General features: G+C 62.6%; 12 protein-coding genes and 1 pseudogene. 4 read left to right on the top strand and 9 right to left on the bottom strand.

Features of this window, described 5'->3' with window-relative positions; translation table 11 throughout:
• Positions 1-150: 150 nt before the first annotated feature.
• From H3L91_RS12595 to H3L91_RS02400, 3 genes and pseudogenes are all read right to left on the bottom strand, one after another.
• Positions 151-468: pseudogene (locus tag H3L91_RS12595) on the bottom strand (septal ring lytic transglycosylase RlpA family protein); the annotation flags it as partial.
• 338 nt (positions 469-806) lie between these two features.
• Positions 807-1,271, bottom strand: coding sequence for a tRNA (uridine(34)/cytosine(34)/5-carboxymethylaminomethyluridine(34)-2'-O)-methyltransferase TrmL (gene trmL, locus H3L91_RS02405; protein WP_007341872.1), 465 nt, complete (start codon positions 1,269-1,271; stop codon positions 807-809).
• Positions 1,272-1,322: 51 nt separating this feature from the next.
• The gene (locus tag H3L91_RS02400) at positions 1,323-2,033 is read right to left on the bottom strand and encodes a ComF family protein (RefSeq protein ID WP_040658657.1); all 711 of its coding nucleotides are present in this window, start codon (positions 2,031-2,033) and stop codon (positions 1,323-1,325) included.
• Between H3L91_RS02400 and bioH the strand changes: the two genes are divergently transcribed.
• The 3 genes from bioH to H3L91_RS02385 all read left to right on the top strand — a co-directional run bounded on the left by bioH (position 2,032) and on the right by H3L91_RS02385 (position 4,430).
• Positions 2,032-2,772 carry a pimeloyl-ACP methyl ester esterase BioH gene (gene bioH, locus H3L91_RS02395; protein ID WP_040658652.1) on the top strand — a complete coding sequence of 247 codons (741 nt, stop codon included), beginning with the start codon at positions 2,032-2,034 and terminating at the stop codon, positions 2,770-2,772. The genes H3L91_RS02400 and bioH overlap by 2 nt on opposite strands.
• A gap of 119 nt (positions 2,773-2,891) precedes the next feature.
• The gene (locus tag H3L91_RS02390; RefSeq protein WP_040658650.1) at positions 2,892-3,404 is read left to right on the top strand and encodes a hypothetical protein; all 513 of its coding nucleotides are present in this window, start codon (positions 2,892-2,894) and stop codon (positions 3,402-3,404) included.
• Positions 3,405-3,452: 48 nt separating this feature from the next.
• Positions 3,453-4,430: a Rieske 2Fe-2S domain-containing protein gene (locus H3L91_RS02385; RefSeq protein ID WP_040658648.1), complete on the top strand. Its 978-nt coding sequence runs from the start codon at positions 3,453-3,455 to the stop codon at positions 4,428-4,430.
• Positions 4,431-4,924: 494 nt separating this feature from the next.
• Here H3L91_RS02385 and H3L91_RS02380 read toward each other — a convergent pair whose 3' ends face one another.
• The 3 genes from H3L91_RS02380 to H3L91_RS02370 form a co-directional block, all read right to left on the bottom strand.
• Entirely contained in the window at positions 4,925-6,379 is a 1,455-nt protein-coding gene (locus H3L91_RS02380) for a dihydrolipoyl dehydrogenase (protein WP_007341865.1), read from the bottom strand.
• Between the two features lie 212 nt (positions 6,380-6,591).
• Positions 6,592-7,344 carry a glutathione peroxidase gene (locus H3L91_RS02375; protein ID WP_007341864.1) on the bottom strand — a complete coding sequence of 251 codons (753 nt, stop codon included), beginning with the start codon at positions 7,342-7,344 and terminating at the stop codon, positions 6,592-6,594.
• Positions 7,345-7,482: 138 nt separating this feature from the next.
• On the bottom strand, positions 7,483-8,253 hold the full coding sequence (locus H3L91_RS02370) for a 1-acylglycerol-3-phosphate O-acyltransferase (protein WP_007341863.1): 771 nt from the start codon (positions 8,251-8,253) through the stop codon (positions 7,483-7,485).
• Between the two features lie 185 nt (positions 8,254-8,438).
• Here H3L91_RS02370 and H3L91_RS02365 point away from each other — a divergent pair, with 185 nt between their 5' ends.
• Positions 8,439-8,933: a free L-methionine (R)-S-oxide reductase MsrC gene (locus H3L91_RS02365; protein ID WP_007341862.1), complete on the top strand. Its 495-nt coding sequence runs from the start codon at positions 8,439-8,441 to the stop codon at positions 8,931-8,933.
• A 492-nt stretch (positions 8,934-9,425) separates the two neighbouring features.
• Here H3L91_RS02365 and H3L91_RS02360 read toward each other — a convergent pair whose 3' ends face one another.
• The 3 genes from H3L91_RS02360 to rpoC all read right to left on the bottom strand — a co-directional run bounded on the left by H3L91_RS02360 (position 9,426) and on the right by rpoC (position 15,789).
• On the bottom strand, positions 9,426-10,211 hold the full coding sequence (locus tag H3L91_RS02360; RefSeq protein WP_007341859.1) for an ADP-ribosylglycohydrolase family protein: 786 nt from the start codon (positions 10,209-10,211) through the stop codon (positions 9,426-9,428).
• Between the two features lie 70 nt (positions 10,212-10,281).
• The gene (aroQ, locus tag H3L91_RS02355) at positions 10,282-10,722 is read right to left on the bottom strand and encodes a type II 3-dehydroquinate dehydratase (RefSeq protein ID WP_007341858.1); all 441 of its coding nucleotides are present in this window, start codon (positions 10,720-10,722) and stop codon (positions 10,282-10,284) included.
• Between the two features lie 852 nt (positions 10,723-11,574).
• Positions 11,575-15,789 carry a DNA-directed RNA polymerase subunit beta' gene (rpoC, locus tag H3L91_RS02350; RefSeq protein WP_007341855.1) on the bottom strand — a complete coding sequence of 1,405 codons (4,215 nt, stop codon included), beginning with the start codon at positions 15,787-15,789 and terminating at the stop codon, positions 11,575-11,577.
• Positions 15,790-15,797 lie beyond the last annotated feature (8 nt).

The raw sequence follows: 15,797 nt of genomic DNA, 5'->3' as shown, positions 1-15,797 counted from the left end.
TAAAAACGGCGGGGCGGATTATAGCGGGTAAAGCATAAGCCCGCGCGGATGCGCGGGCTTCGGGCGGCAGACCGCAGGGTCTGTTGGCAATCAAATAGGGGTTTGCGCTTTTTTCTTGGCGTCGGTAACGATACCGCTGCGGCGATTCTGCTCGCTGATGGTTTTGCCGTCGGCGGGTGCGAGCGGCTCGATTTTCACCTGCGCCGTGCCGGTGCGGATGAAGCCGAGTTCCTGCGCGGCGGCTTTGGAGAGGTCCATCACGCGGTTGCCGTGGTAGGGGCCGCGGTCGTTGATGCGCACGACGACGCTTTTGCCGTTGGCGAGGTTGGTTACGCGCACGCGGCTGGAAATGGGCAGGGTGCGGTGGGCGGCGGTGAGGGTGTTCATGTCGAACCGTTCGCCGTTGGCGGTTTTTTTGCCGTGGAAACCGGGGCCGTACCACGAGGCTTTGCCGGTTTGGCTGAATTTGGTGGTTTGTTCGGTTTTGTCCGCTTTTTTCGCCGCGCTTTGGCGGGCGGCCTTTTTGGCGGCGGGGGCGGCTGCGGCGTGTTGCGCGGCCGGGGCGGCGGATGCGTGCGGCGCGGGTTCGTCCGGCGGCGCGGTGTCGGGCGCGGGGCTTTGCTGCGCGGCGCAGGCACTGAGGGAGAGGGCGGCGAAAAGGCCGGTAAATAATGCGTTTTTTGCATTTGTGCTTCGTGTCAAAACAAGGTCCTGTTCCGGAGTTGGTAGGGTTGTTTGCCGCGCGCGCCGTTTTTAGCACGGCTTTTTGCACTGCGGCGGGGTTTTCAGACGGCCTCTTTCATTATTCAGAGGCCGTCTGAAAAACCGTTCTGCCGCCATGCTTCAAAAACGATGACGGCAACGGTGTTCGATAAATTCATGCTTCTGCTGCCCGATTTCATCGGCAGGCGGATTTTGCGCTCTTGCGGCAGGCCGTCGAGGATTTCGGCGGGCAGGCCGCGCGTTTCGGGGCCGAACAAAAACACGTCGCCCGCCTGAAAGGACACTTGGTCGGGGCGGGTGCGGCCTTTGGTGGTGAGCGCGAAGATGCGGCGGCCGGCGAGCGCGGCCAGGCATTCGGCGTAGCTTTCGTGGACGCTGACGCGGGCGAACTCGTGATAATCGAGCCCGGCGCGTTTCATTTTGGCCGAATCAAGCGGGAAGCCGAGCGGCTTGACCAGGTGCAGATCCGCGCCGGTGTTGGCGCACAGCCGGATGATGTTGCCGGTGTTCGGCGGGATTTCCGGCTGGTATAAAACGACAGTAAACATAAAATCAGCCAGTTAAAACGGGGCGCACTATGCCGCCATGCGGCCGGTGCGTCAAGATTTTTGCATTTTCGCCTGCGCGAGCGTCCAGCAGCACACCCGCGCAGCCCCCGCCCGCTTTAAACTGCGCGCAAGTTCGGCCAATGTCGCATTGGTGGTGGCAACATCGTCGATTAACAGCAGATTGCGTTTTTTAACGCCGCCGCGCACCTCAAACAGGCCACGGGCGTTTTTGCGCCGCCGATCATACGGCAGCGTGCTTTGCGGTACGGAAGGCCGTCTGAAAACCGTGTTGTCGGGCAGCACGTCCAGCCCGTAATACGGCGCAATCAGGCGGGCGAGTTCGGCGCACTGGTTGAAGCCGCGATGCAGCAGCCTCTCGCGGCTCAACGGCACGGCCAGCAGGCCGTCGAAGCGTTCCGTTTGCAGCCACGGCGGCGGCAGCGCGGCCATCAGGCAGGAGAGCGGGCGGCGCAGGCCGAGGCGGCGCAGGTGTTTGAATTCGTGGATGATGCCGCTGATCGGCGGCTCGTAGCGGCACGACGACCACAGCAGATCGAAGGGCGGCGGCTTCTTCTGGCACGCGCCGCAGGGCGTGCGGCCGTCGCCCGCGCCGCCGCACTGCGGACACACGCGCTCGGGCGGCACGGCGGTTTTCAGCAAATCGGCCATGCAGCCGCCGCAGATGCCGCCCGATGCCCGCGCATGGCATAATGCGCAGCGTTCCGGCTCGAAAAGCCGTTTCCATTTGGAGAACATTCCCATGACAACCCATTCTTCCCACAATGTTTATCTGATACACGGCTGGGCGGCGAACAGCCGCATCTTCGACCCGCTGCGCCCGCTGCTGCCCGCGCACTGGCAGGTGCACGCCCCCGATCTGCCCGGCCACGGCACAACGCCGCTGGAAGGCGCGTTCGACATCGCCGCCGCCGCCGACCAAATCGCCGCGCAGATGCCCTGCAACAGCGACGTGCTGGGCTGGTCGCTCGGCGGCGTGGTCGCCCTCTTCATCGCCTACCGCCATCCCGACAAAGTGCGCCATCTCTGCCTCACCGCCTCGTTTGCCAAATTCCTCGCCACACCCGCCTACCCGCAGGGCGTGAGCCGCTCGGCTCTGGACAAAATGACCGCGCTGTTTGAGGCGGACTTTCCGAAATATATGCGGCAGTTTCTCGAACTGCAACTCTTGAACACGCCCGACGCGGGCGCGGTGATCGACGCGGTGCTGCCCGGCCTCACCGCGCACGGCACGCCCGCCGCCCTCGAAAGCGCGCTCGAAGCCCTCAACGGCGCGGACGCCCGCCCCTTCCTGCCGCGCGTGTTCCAGCCCGCGCTGCTGGTGTACGGCGGCAAAGACGGCATCACCCCGCCGCGCATCGGCCAATACCTGCAAGAGCACCTGCCCTACGCCGAAACCGTGGTTATCGACAAAGCCGCCCACACCCCCTTCCTCAGCCACCCGCAGGAATTCGCCGCCCTGCTGGCACGTTTCTTCGGCTGAACATTGCGCTAAACGCTTTTCAGACGGCCTCCCCGCCCGCAGAGGCCGTCCCCGCCTCAATCACGCGGGGATGACGTTTCTGAAAACGCAGTTGACACCCCGAAAGGCCGTCTGAAAACATGAAACTCAATGCCCGCTTCAACACCTTCACCCTGCCGCGCTACCGCGAAGCCGTCGCCAACCACGAACGTTACGCCGACTTCAACCCGCTCGCCCTCTTCCGCTCCATCCTCGAAAACGACAGGCTGAACGAAGCGGAGCAACTCGAAGTCCCCGCCCTGTCCAAAGCCGCCTTCCCGCGTTTTTACGAACATCTGTTAAAAGACCTGCACACCTACGCCGCCCTCTCCCGCCTCGGCCAAAAGCCGCTGGGCGAGGTGCAGATGCGCCGGTACACCGCCGGCCTGCGCCGCGAACAGGAAAAAGAATTTGCCAAACGCAAAATCCGCAACGGCCGCGTCGGCGCGAACACCCTCAGCGTTTGGCGGGTGGAAGGCGAAGACCGGACATTCATGGGCCGCCACAAATCCATGAAAGCCCTCTGCGTCTGCGACACCCCGCCCACCCACCGGCAAAACCGCCGCAGCCAAACGCGCGACATCTGCCGCCTGCTCGACGAAGAAAACGGCTGAGGCCGCCTGAAACACCGTTCCAACAAAAAAGTCAAAAAAACCAAACCCATGACCGAACACGACCCCGCCGAAGCGCAATGGCACCACTGGCCGCGCTGCTGGTATCCCGCCGCCCGCGTCAGCGGCTTCAAGCCCGGCCAAGTACGCAGCGGCCGCCTCGCCGGCCGCGAATGGGTGCTCTACCGCGCCGCAGACGGCGGCTTCCACGCCACCGACGCCTTCTGCCCTCACATGGGCGCGCACCTCAAAAGCGCGCGCGTCGCCGGACAAGCCCTCTGCTGCGGCCTGCACGGCTGCCTGATCGAGCCGCAGGCCGCGCCCGCGTTTTCAGACGGCCTCCAAGCCATCCAAAAAGGCTGCCGCATTCCCACGCAGGCATGGCCGTGCGCCGAACGCTTCGGCCTCGTCTGGCTGCACCCGCCGCCGGCCGAGGGCGAAACCGCCCCGCCCCTGCCCTTCGCCGACAACGGCCATCTGCGCCTCACCGCCGAGCGCGTTATCCATGCCGACTGGCGCGCCATGATCTGCAACGGCTTCGATTTGTCGCACATGGCCATCGTCCACCAGCGCACCCCCGACGGCGACCCCGTGTTCGATACCACGCCCGAAGGCGGCCTGCGCATGCGCTTTGCCACCCGCGTCCTGCCCAAAGGCGGCTTTTCCAGCTGGCTGATGCAACGCCTCTCCGGCGGGCGCATCGAACTGGCGCACACCTGCACCGGCAGCAGCATCATGGTCGAAAGCCGCGTCGGCCGCTTCACCGCCAGCGGCATCTTCGCCCTGCTGCCGCAAGACCCCCCCAGCACCCCGCCCGAACAGCGCGGCACCCGCGCTTTCGCCGCCATCGGCATCCCCCCGTCCGCCCCCCTGCCCCGCCTGCAACTCATCCTCGCCCGCTTCCTGTATCTGGCGTTTCTGAAAAAAGACTTCGCCATCGTCGAAAACATGCGCCTCAAACTCGAAGGCGCGGACGACCCCGGCGTGCGCCAAGCCGCGCAATACCAAAGCACACTGGACAGCCTGTAAAGGCTCGGCCGCGTTTTTCAGACGGCCTCCGAACAACACAAACCGCATGCGCCGCTGGGGCGGCACACCCTACACCAGCAGCAGAGGCCGTCTGAAAAGCACGGTTTCGTTGTTGAGGTAGGGTGTGTGGCGCAAGCCACGCACGCGGTCTCGGGCTTTTGGGGAAACGCGGATTCGTTGTACGGCAGAGAACGCGTGCGCCGCCTCGGGGCGACACACCCTGCACCGGCGGCAGAGGCCGTCTGAAAACCCCGGATTCCAAGTAGATCGGGCATTTATGCCCGACGTTTTTGAATTGGCCGGTATTGTTCAGTCGGGCATAAATGCCCGACCTACAAACTGCCGATGGCAAACCATGCGTAGGGTGTGGCACAAGCCACGCACGCGGTTGCGGTTTGGGCCGGCATCCGCAATGTTTGCAACGGCAAGAGGCCGTCTGAAAACCGTAAAACAGGTTTTCAGACGGCCTCTCGTTCAATACCGGCGGCGCGTTGTCAGCCGCCGACGCATTCTTTGCATTCGCTGTGCACTTCGCCGATTTTGAGTTTGGCCATGGCGTCGCGCAGGGCGGTGCGCAGTCCTTCTTCGATAACGGGGTGGTAGAAGGGCATGTCGAGCATCTGCGGCACGGTCATGCGCATTTGGTGCGCCCAGGCGAGCAGGTGGGCGAGGTGTTCGGCGGCGGGGCCGGCCATTTCCGCGCCGATGAAGCGGCCGCTGCCTTGTTCGGCATAGACGCGCAGGCGGCCTTTGTTGACCAGCATGACGCGGCTGCGCCCCTGGTTTTGGAAGGACACTTCGCCGACGACGACGCATTCGGGGTTTTTGTAGCGTTCGCGCATTTGGGCGTATTTCATGCCGACGGTGGCAATCTGCGGGTCGGTGAACACGACGCCGATAAGGCTGCGGCGCAGGCCGTTTTCGATGTGCGGGTAGCGGCCGGCGTTGTCGCCGGCGATTTTGCCCTGGTCGCTGGCTTCGTGCAGCAGGGGGAGCTGGTTGGAGGCGTCGCCGGCGATGAAGATGTGCGGGATGCTGGTCTGCATGGTGAGCGGGTGGGCTTGGGGCACGCCGCGCGCGTCGCGTTCGATGGCGAGGTTTTCGAGGCCGATGTTGTCGGTGTTGGGGACGCGGCCGGCGGCGGCGAGCAGGTATTGGGCGGTGAAGACGCCGCTGTCGCCTTTTTCGCGGTCGTGCCATTTGACGACGATGTCGCCCGCTTCGTTGCGCGAGATTTCGGTTTCGGCGTCGAGGTGGAGTTTGAGCTCCGCGCCGAAGATGTTTTTGGCGTCGGCGAGGACGGCGGGGTCGCTGATGCCGCCGAGCGCGCCGCCCAGGCCGAAGATCTCAACCTTTACGCCCAGGCGGGTGAGTGCCTGGCCGAGTTCTAGGCCGATGACGCCGGGGCCGAATACGGCGACGCTCTCGGGCAGGGTGTCCCAGGAGAATACGTCGTCGTTGACGATGAGCCGGTCGCCCGCCGCTTCGCGCCATTGCGGCAGGATGAAGGGGAGCGAGCCGGTGGCGATGACGATGCGGTCGGCGCGGATTTGGGTGTGGTCGCCAACCTGCACGGTGTGCTCGTCGATAAAGCGGGCGTGTCCCATGATGCGTTTTTCAGACGGCCAGGCTTCCACATCTTCAACCACGAAGCCGACAAAGCGGTCGCGTTCGGATTTGACGCGCGCCATTACTTCGCGCCCGTCCACGCGCACGCTGTTTTTGTCCAGATGCACGCCGAAGGGGTCGGTGTGCAGGGCGTGATAGCGGGCTTCGGCGGCGGCGATGAGCAGTTTGGAGGGCATGCAGCCGACGCGGGCGCAGGTGGTGCCGAAGGTGTTGCTTTCGATAAGGTAGGCGTTGTCGGTGTGTAAAAGGGCGTTGCGGAACGCGCCCATGCCGGCGGTGCCGCCGCCGATGACGACGACGTCTGCGGTGAGTTGTTTCATGTTTTGTCCTTTCAGACGGCCTCTTCGAACAGGTTTTGAGGCCGCAAAGTGGTGGAAAAAAGAGTTATTCGGGTAACGCGGCCGGAGGGCGGCGGCGTTACCCGAATAACCCTCGGGTTATCGGGGCGGGCTGTTATGGCGCAGCCCGCTTTTTTGGTGTGTGTGTTTGCGTTCTTTTGCGTTTTTTACGGAAAACGTTTTTTCAGACGGCCTCAGTTTTTGGCCAGATAGGCTTCCAAATCTTCGCTGCCGCCGATGTATTGGCCGCCGATGAAGACCTGCGGTGCAGTGGCTTTGCCGGTGATGGCGCGCACGGCGGTGGTGGTGGCGTCGCGGCCGAGGACGATTTCTTCGTAGGCCAGACCTTTGTCTTGCAGGGCTTTTTTGGCTTTGGCGCAGAAGGGGCAGCCGGGTTTGGTGAAGATGGCCACGGAAGCCTGCTCTTTCCAAGTGGGGTCGATGTATTTGAGCATGGTGTCGGCGTCGGACACTTCAAACGGGTCGCCGTCTTTCACCGGCTCGACAAAGGCTTTTTCCACCACGCCGTCTTTGACCAGCATGGAATAACGCCACGAACGGTCGCCGAAGCCCAAGCCTTCTTTGCTCACCAGCATGCCCATGCCGCGTGTGAACTCGCCGTTGCCGTCGGGCACGACGGTGATGTTTTCCGCTTCCTGATCGGCCAGCCAGGCATTCATCACGAAGGTGTCGTTGACGGAAACGCACAGGATGCTGTCCACGCCGCGTTTGAAGAACTCTTTGGCCAGCTCGTTGTAGCGCGGCAGGTGGGTGGAGGAACAGGTGGGTGTGAACGCGCCGGGCAGGGAGAACACGACCACGGTTTTGCCTTTGAACAAATCGTCGGTGGACACGTCCACCCAGGCATCACCCTGACGGGTGTGGAATACGACGGAGGGAACTTTGCTGCCGTTCAGTTCGGCTTCGGTTTTAATGTTGATGCTCATGGTGCAACTCCTTGATTGCGAAGGTTGTAAAAATACGGGCTGTTTGGGTGCAGACCGTTTGTCATGCGATGGGCGCATTATAGCCGCACCGCCGTGATTTGTACAATTTATTGAAAAACTTTTTTCGATTGCCTAAGACTATCTAACCGCGTCCGCCGCGTCGGCAAAGCCGCCCACCGCCGCGCCCACCGCCGCTTCGGCGCGGTCTTTCAGCGCGAAACGGTCGCCCTCGGGCGCGAGCGGGGGCAGGAAATCGACGCGTATCTGCACCTCGCGCAGCGACACGATGCGCCACATCGATACCAACAAATTCGCATCGCTGAACGAAATCCGCGCCGTGCGGCGGTTCAGCCCGTCGAAATAGCGCAGCGCGAGCGGCTGCACCGGCGCGGGCGCGTCCAGAGCCGATTGGAACAGCGCGGCTTTGAACGGCAGGATGCCGTCGCCCGAGGACGTGCGCGCCTCGGGGAAAAAGCACACGTTCTGCCCGCTTTGCAGCGTGCGGACGACCGCCTCATTAATCAAGCCCACATCCTTGCGGTTGCTGCGGTCGATAAACACCGCCCCCGCGTTGCGCGCCGCCCGCCCCACCAGCGGCCAGCGTTGCAGCTCCTTCATGGCGACAAAGCCGCTGGGGCACACCGCCGTGATGGCGAAAATGTCCAGCAGCGACACATGGTTGGCCACCACCAGCACCCCGCGCGGGTTTTCAGACGGCCTGTTGCGGACGTCCAGCCGCGCATTGAGAATATTGAGCGCGTCGTGGCAGATGGCGGCAAACTCGGCGTTGCGCGCCTCGGCGGGCGCGTTGTCCAAACGGTTGATGCGCCGCACCGTGGCAAACAGCCAGCGCAACATTTTGAACAGACGGGCAAAACGGATGGCGAACGGAGTGGGGCGCAGGGGCATGGCGGAGAGTGCGGACAAAAAAACGGGCGCAATCCTAATTTCAGACGGCCTGCCGTGCCAGCGGTTTTGCCCTTTTTTGCACAGCCGGCGGGGCGTGAGGCCGTCCCAAACGGTTTTTCAGACGGCCTCCCCTGCGTTATCATCGCCGTCGGCTGCCGACACGGGCGGCGAAACAAGGAAAAACCATGCACACCCTCAACCTCACCGCGCAAAACAAAGCCGGCCGCTATGCCGAGCTGCTGCCGCAAATCGCCGCCCTCACCGCGGACGAGCCCGACCTCACCGCCAACCTCGCCAACACCGCCGCCGTGCTGAAAGAAGCCTTCGGCTGGCTGTGGGTCGGCTTTTATCTGGTGCGCGGGCGCGAACTCGTGCTCGCTCCCTTCCAAGGCCCGGCCGCCTGCACCCGTATCCTGTTCGGACGCGGCGTGTGCGGGCAGGCATGGCGGCAGGCGCAGACGCTCATCGTGCCCGACGTGGCGGCGTTTCCCGGCCACATCGCCTGCTCGTCGCATTCCCAATCCGAAATCGTCGTGCCACTGCTGGACGCGGCGGGCGGCGTTTGGGGCGTACTCGACGCCGACGCGGACACGCTGTCCGCCTTCGACGCCGACGACGCGGCCGGGCTGGAAGCCGTGGCGCGCATCCTGTCCGCACGCTTGCCGGAAAACGGCAGGTAGGGACGGTTTGAAACAGCGGAGGCCGCCTGAAAAACCATTTTGGCTGCGGCCAAGCTGTTTTTCAGACGGCCTCCATCCTTGCGCGGCTTACGCAGGGTGTGCCGTCCCAAGGCGACGCACGCGTTCCCTGCCGCATAACGCATCCGCGCGTTTCCTTGAAAAACCGAAACCGCGTGCGTGGCTTGCGCCACACACCCTACCTAAGGGCAGAGGCCGTCTGAAAAATCCGTAAACCGCTTTTCAGACGGCCTGTTCCCATCCTTCTATACCGAACCTGACGCAGGGTGTGTCGCCCAAGGCGACGCACGCGGTCTCCGCCGCATAACCAATCCGCGCGTTTCCCAAAACCCCCAACCGCGTGCGTGGCTTGCGCCACACACCCTGCCCAACGGCAGAGGCCGTCTGAAAATCCGAAAAACGTTTTTTCAGAAACGTCATCCCCGCGTTTATACTCCGGAGGAGTACTGGCGGAGACGGCCTCTGTCCGCCGTTTCAAACCGACGGTGCGGCTTCCTTCACCGACGCCAAAGCGCGGGCGATGTCCTCGGGCAGGATGGCCAGGGTTTGGCGGACGATGGCGGCGGGGATGTCGCGGTAGTAGGCCTCGGCGATGCTGCCGGTGATGGCGGCGATGGTGTCGGAATCACCGCCCAGCGATACGGCCAGGCGCACGGCGTGTTCGAAGTTTTCGCTCTCGAAAAACGCCGCCAGCGCATCGGGCACGGTTTTCATGCAGCTTTCGTCGAAGGTGTTGGCCGCACGGATTGCGTCGCAGCCTGCGTCCAAAGCGTAGCCGAAACGCTCGCGGATTTGCTTGCGGACAAACGCTTTGTCCCGCCCGCTGCGCGCCCAGAAAATCGCGGCGGCCACGGCCTGCGCGCCCTTGATGCCCTCGGGGTGGTTGTGGGTAACGGCGGCGGACTCGGCGGCGTGGCGCAGCACTTCGTCCAGGCTGGCGAACGCCCAGCCTACGGCCGACACGCGCATCGCCGAGCCGTTGCCCCAGCTGTTGTAGGGCTGCGGCTCGGCCATGCCGATCCAGTGTGCAAACCGGCCGCCGTAGCTGCCTTTGGGGTGCGGATAGCGGCGGCACCAGCCTTGCAGCATCCGAGCCAAACCGCCGCCGCAGCCCTGCGCCACCCATTCGGCCACGGCGGCGGTGCAGACCGTGTCGTCGGTGAAATCGCAGTCGGGGTGGATGAATTCAAAATCGGTGCTGCGGCAGTTGTCAAACTCAAACCGCGAGCCGGCAATATCGCCGATGGCTGAGCCAAGCATTATGCTTCTCCTTGAAAAAAATGAAAAAAGAAAAACGCAGAGGCCATCTGAAAAAGCGTTTGCACGTTTTTCAGACGGCCTCTGTCTCCACCAGAAAGCGCAAAGCCGCCTCATAGCCGTACACGCCCAGCCCCGCAATCACGCCGATGGCGATGTCGGAAAGATAGGAATGGTGGCGGAAGGCTTCGCGCTTGTACACATTGGAAATGTGCACCTCGACAAACGGCAGCGCGGTGCCGGCGAGCGCGTCGCGCAGCGCGACGCTGGTGTGGGTGTACGCGCCCGCGTTGACGATGGCCGCCGCCGCCCCCTCCTCGCGGGCGCGGTGGACGCGGCCGACCAGCTCGCCCTCGCCGTTGCCCTGGAAACTTTCGACGCGGATGCCGAAGGTTGCGCCGAGCGCGGCGATGTGCCGCTCGATGTCGGCCAGCGTGGTATGCCCGTAAATCTGCGGCTCGCGCGTGCCGAGCAGATTGAGATTGGGGCCGTTGAGCAGCAGGATGTGTTTCATGGTTGGCTTTCCTTGTAACAGATGGTTTCAGACGGCCTGTTTGGCACTTAGGCCGTCCCCGCCTGTGCGGGGATGACGTTTCTGAAAAACGGAAACAGAGCTTTTCAGACAGCCTGCACATTGAGCGAGGCGTGTGAAAAGCGGCACGGGCGGATGATACGGGCAAACGCCGCATCTGTCGCGGGCGGCTTGGCCGGAACCGTGCTTTCAGACGGCCTTTGCCGTTAAGGCAGGGGGTGTCGCCTAATCGACGCACGCGGTTTTGGGAGGCGACGGGAGCGGAAGAGGCCGTCTGAAAACTGTGTTGCGGGTTTTCAGACGGCCTCTGTTGGGTGGCAGGGAACGCGTGCGTCGCCTTGGGGCGGTACACACTACGTCCGGTTCGGCACGGTTGATGAAAAACAGACCGTCTGAAAAGCAGATTTTGTTTTTTCAGACGGCCTCTGCCGCTAAGGTAGAGTGTGTGGCGCAAGCCACGCACGCGGTTGGGGGTTTTGGGAAACGCGCGGATTGGTTATGCGGCGGAGACCGCGTGCGTCGCCTCGGGGCGACACACCCTACGTCAGTCCCACCCTGCCGTTATTCCCGCGTAGGCGGGAATCTTTTCTGACACTCGGCAATTTTTGTAGAAACAAGCACTTGTCAAATCCCGCCAAGATTCCTGCCAGTACTCCTTCGGAGCATAAACGCGGGAATGACGGAACAAGGGTTTTGGCTGCGCCAAAGCTGCACTTTCAGACGGCCTTTGTCTTTCATCAGGCCGCTATCCGCTGCCGGACACAAAAAACGCCGTCTTTTCAGACGGCGTTTGGCGTAGCGGGCGGGTGCCTGCCGGTTTGCTGTGCCTGCGGTTTACGCCTGCGGCTGTTCGCCGGGGGCTTCTTCGGCGGCGGTGAAGCGTGCCGCGTCTTCCTGCGCCGCTTCCTGCTGTTCCGCCCACTGGCGGCGGCGGGTGCGGTGGTAGGTGAGGCCGGTGCCGGCGGGGATGAGGCGGCCGACGATGACGTTTTCTTTCAGGCCGCGCAGTTCGTCGCGTTTGCCCATGATGGCGGCTTCGGTCAGCACGCGGGTGGTCTCCTGGAAGGAGGCGGCGGAGATGAAGCTGTCGGTGGACAGGGAGGCTTTGGTGATGCCGAGGAGGATGTTGTCGAAGCGGGCGGGTCCTTTGCCTTCGGCTTCGGCTTTCTCGTTGGCGGCCATGACGTCGGCGCGTTCGACCTGTTCACCGGTAATGAAGCGGGTGTCGCCGGCGTCGGCGATGTTCACGCGGCGCAGCATCTGGCGGATGATGACTTCGATGTGTTTGTCGGAAATCTTCACGCCTTGCAGCCGGTAAACCTCCTGCACTTCCTGCACGATGTAGCGGGCGAGGGCTTCGATGCCTTGCAAGCGCAGGATGTCGTGCGGGTCTACCGAGCCGTCGACGACGGTTTCACCTCGGTTCACGACCTGACCGTCGTGGACAAGAATCTGTTTCTCTTTGGAAATCAGGGTTTCGTGCGCCACGCCGTCCACGTCGGTGATGACCAGCCGCTGTTTGCCTTTGGTTTCTTTACCGAAGGAGACGGTGCCGGTTACTTCGGCCAGCATGCCTGCGTCTTTGGGGATGCGGGCTTCAAACAGTTCGGCCACGCGCGGCAGGCCGCCGGTGATGTCGCGGGTTTTGGACGATGCCTGCGGGATACGCGCCAGTACGTCGCCTTTGCCGATTTCCTGCCCTTCGCGCACGGTAATCACCGCGCCGACGGGGAAGGCCATGGATACGGCGGTTTCGGTGCCGGGGATTTTCACTTCTTCGCCGTTTTCGTCGAGCAGCTTCACGGTCGGGCGCAGCAGTTTGCTGGCACTGCTGGAACGGCGTTTGCCGTCGATGACAACGAGGGTGGACAGGCCGGTGATTTCGTCAGTTTGTTTGGCGACGGTTACGCCTTCTTCGACGTTCTCGAATTTCACTGTGCCGGCGTGTTCGGTAATCATCGGGCGGGTGTGCGGATCCCAGGTGGCCAGGGTGGTGCCAGCTTTGACGGTTGCGCCGTCCTGCACCAGCAGTGTCGCGCCGTAGGGCACTTTGTGGCGTTCGCGCTCGCGGCCGATGTCGTCGTGGATGACGACTTCGCAAGAGCGGCCGATGACGATGAGTTCGCCTTTGTTGTTGGCGACGTAGCGCATCTGGCTGTTGAAACGCGCCGTACCGTTGGATTTGGCTTCCACCTGGCTGGCCGCCGCCGCGCGGGAGGCCGCGCCGCCGATGTGGAAGGTGCGCATGGTGAGCTGGGTGCCGGGTTCGCCGATGGACTGGGCGGCAATCACGCCGACGGCTTCGCCGGTGTTGACCAGTTTGCCGCGCGCAAGGTCGCGTCCGTAGCATTTGGCGCACAGGCCGTAGCGGGTTTTGCAGGTGATGGGGGTGCGGACTTTGACTTCGTCCACGCCGGAGTTGTCGATCAGGTCGACAAGCTGCTCGGAGAGCATGGTGCCGGCTTCAACCAGGGTTTCGTTGGTGGCGGGATCAACGATGTCCTGCGCGGCCACGCGTCCCAGGATGCGGTCGCGCAGGGGTTCGATGACGTCGCCGCCCTGTACCACGGCTTTCATGACGAAGCCGTCGGAGGTGCCGCAGTCGTCTTCCACGACCACCAGGTCTTGGGTTACATCTACCAGACGGCGGGTGAGGTAGCCGGAGTTGGCGGTTTTGAGCGCGGTGTCGGCCAGGCCTTTGCGCGCGCCGTGCGTTGCGATGAAGTATTGCAGCACCGACAAGCCTTCGCGGAAGTTGGAGGTAATCGGGGTTTCGATAATCGAGCCGTCCGGTTTGGCCATCAGGCCGCGCATGCCGGAGAGCTGTTTGATCTGCGCCGCCGAGCCGCGCGCGCCGGAGTCGGCCATCATGTAGATGGAGTTGAACGACTCTTGGTCGACTTCTTTGCCCTCGCGGTCGATGACTTTCTGTTTGGACAGGTTGTCCATCATCGCTTTGGCGATTTTGTCGCCGGCGCGTCCCCAGATGTCCACCACTTTGTTGTAACGTTCGCCGTTGGTAACCAAGCCTTGACGGTATTGGTCTTCGATTTCCTTCACTTCGGCCTGGGCTTCGGCCAAGAGGGCGGGTTTTTCCTGCGGGATTTCCATGTCGTCCACGCAGATGGAGATGCCGCCTTTGGCCGCGAAGCCGAAGCCGGTATACATCAGGTGGTCGGCGAAAATCACAGTGTCGCGCAGGCCGCACAGGCGGAAGGAGGCGTTAATCAGCTTGGAGATTTCTTTTTTCTTCAAGGCTTTGTTGATGTATTCAAACGGCAGGCCCTTGGGCAGGATTTCCGACAGCAGGGCGCGGCCGACGGTGGTTTCGTAGCGTTTGACCACCGGCTCGAATTCGCCCGCCGCGTTTTTCTCCCACTCGCGCAGACGCACGGTGATTTTGGTGCCCAACTCGACCTGTTTGGTGTGGTATGCGCGGTGCACTTCGCGCACGTCGGCAAACAGGCTGCCTTCGCCCAAACCGTTGATTTTGTCGCGGGTCATGTAGTAGAGGCCGAGCACGATGTCCTGCGAAGGCACGATAATCGGCTCGCCGTTGGCGGGCGAGAGCACGTTGTTGGAGGCCAGCATCAGGGTGCGCGCTTCCATCTGCGCTTCAAGGCTCAACGGAACGTGGACGGCCATTTGGTCGCCGTCGAAGTCGGCGTTGAACGCGGCGCACACCAAGGGATGCAGCTGGATGGCTTTGCCTTCGATCAGAATCGGCTCGAACGCCTGAATGCCCAAGCGGTGCAGGGTGGGCGCGCGGTTGAGCATGATGGGGTGTTCGCGGATGACTTCGTCCAAGATGTCCCAAACCACGGGCACTTCCTGCTCGACCAGTTTTTTCGCCGCTTTGACGGTGGACGCTTCGCCGCGCAGTTCGAGTTTGTGGAAGATGAAGGGTTTGAACAGCTCCAAGGCCATTTTTTTCGGCAGGCCGCACTGGTGCAGGCGCAGGTAGGGGCCGACGGTAATCACGGAGCGGCCGGAGTAGTCCACGCGTTTGCCCAGCAGGTTTTGACGGAAGCGGCCGCCTTTGCCTTTGATCATGTCGGCCAGCGATTTGAGCGGGCGTTTGTTGGCGCCGGTCATGGCTTTGCCGCGGCGGCCGTTGTCCAGCAGCGAATCGACGGCTTCCTGCAACATGCGTTTTTCGTTGCGCACGATGATGTCGGGCGCGTGCAGTTCGAGCAGGCGTTTGAGGCGGTTGTTGCGGTTGATGACGCGGCGGTAGAGGTCGTTCAAATCGGATGTGGCGAAGCGGCCGCCGTCCAGCGGGACGAGCGGGCGCAAATCGGGCGGCAGCACGGGCAGCACGTCCATAATCATCCATTCGAGCTTCATGCCGCTGCGCTGGAAGGCTTCCAGCACTTTCAGGCGTTTGGCGATTTTTTTGATTTTGGTGTCGGAATTGGTGCTTTCCAGCTCCTGCCGCAGGGTTTCCACTTCGGCGGCGATGTTGAGGCCGGCGAGCAGGTCGCGGATGCCTTCCGCGCCCATTTTGGCGTCGAAATCGTCGCCGTATTCTTCCAGCTTCTGATAGTAGTCTTCTTCGGTCAGCAGCTGGCGGCGTTGCAGCGGGGTCATGCCGGGGTCGGTTACGACGAAGGCTTCAAAATAGAGGACGCGTTCGATGTCGCGCAGAGTCATGTCCAGCACCATGCCCAGTCGGGAAGGCAGGGATTTCAAAAACCAGATGTGGGCGACGGGGGCGGCCAGTTCGATGTGTCCCATGCGTTCGCGGCGCACTTTGGACAGGGTTACTTCCACGCCGCATTTCTCGCAGGTAACGCCTTTGAATTTCAGGCGTTTGTATTTGCCGCACAGGCATTCGTAGTCTTTTACCGGGCCGAAGATTTTGGCGCAGAAGAGGCCGTCGCGCTCGGGTTTGAAGGTGCGGTAGTTGATGGTTTCGGGTTTTTTCACTTCGCCGTAAGACCACGAGCGGATGGTTTCGGGCGAGGCGATGCCGATTTTGATGGCGTCGAATTCTTCTTCCATTCCTGCTGCTTGCAGGGGGTTAAACAAATCTAGCAATGCTTTCATTTTTGTTC

Source organism: Neisseria bacilliformis (assembly GCF_014055025.1).
GTDB lineage: Bacteria > Pseudomonadota > Gammaproteobacteria > Burkholderiales > Neisseriaceae > Neisseria > Neisseria bacilliformis.
Note: the sequence above shows the minus strand (reverse complement) of the source record. Positions and strands in the feature narration are given on the sequence as shown.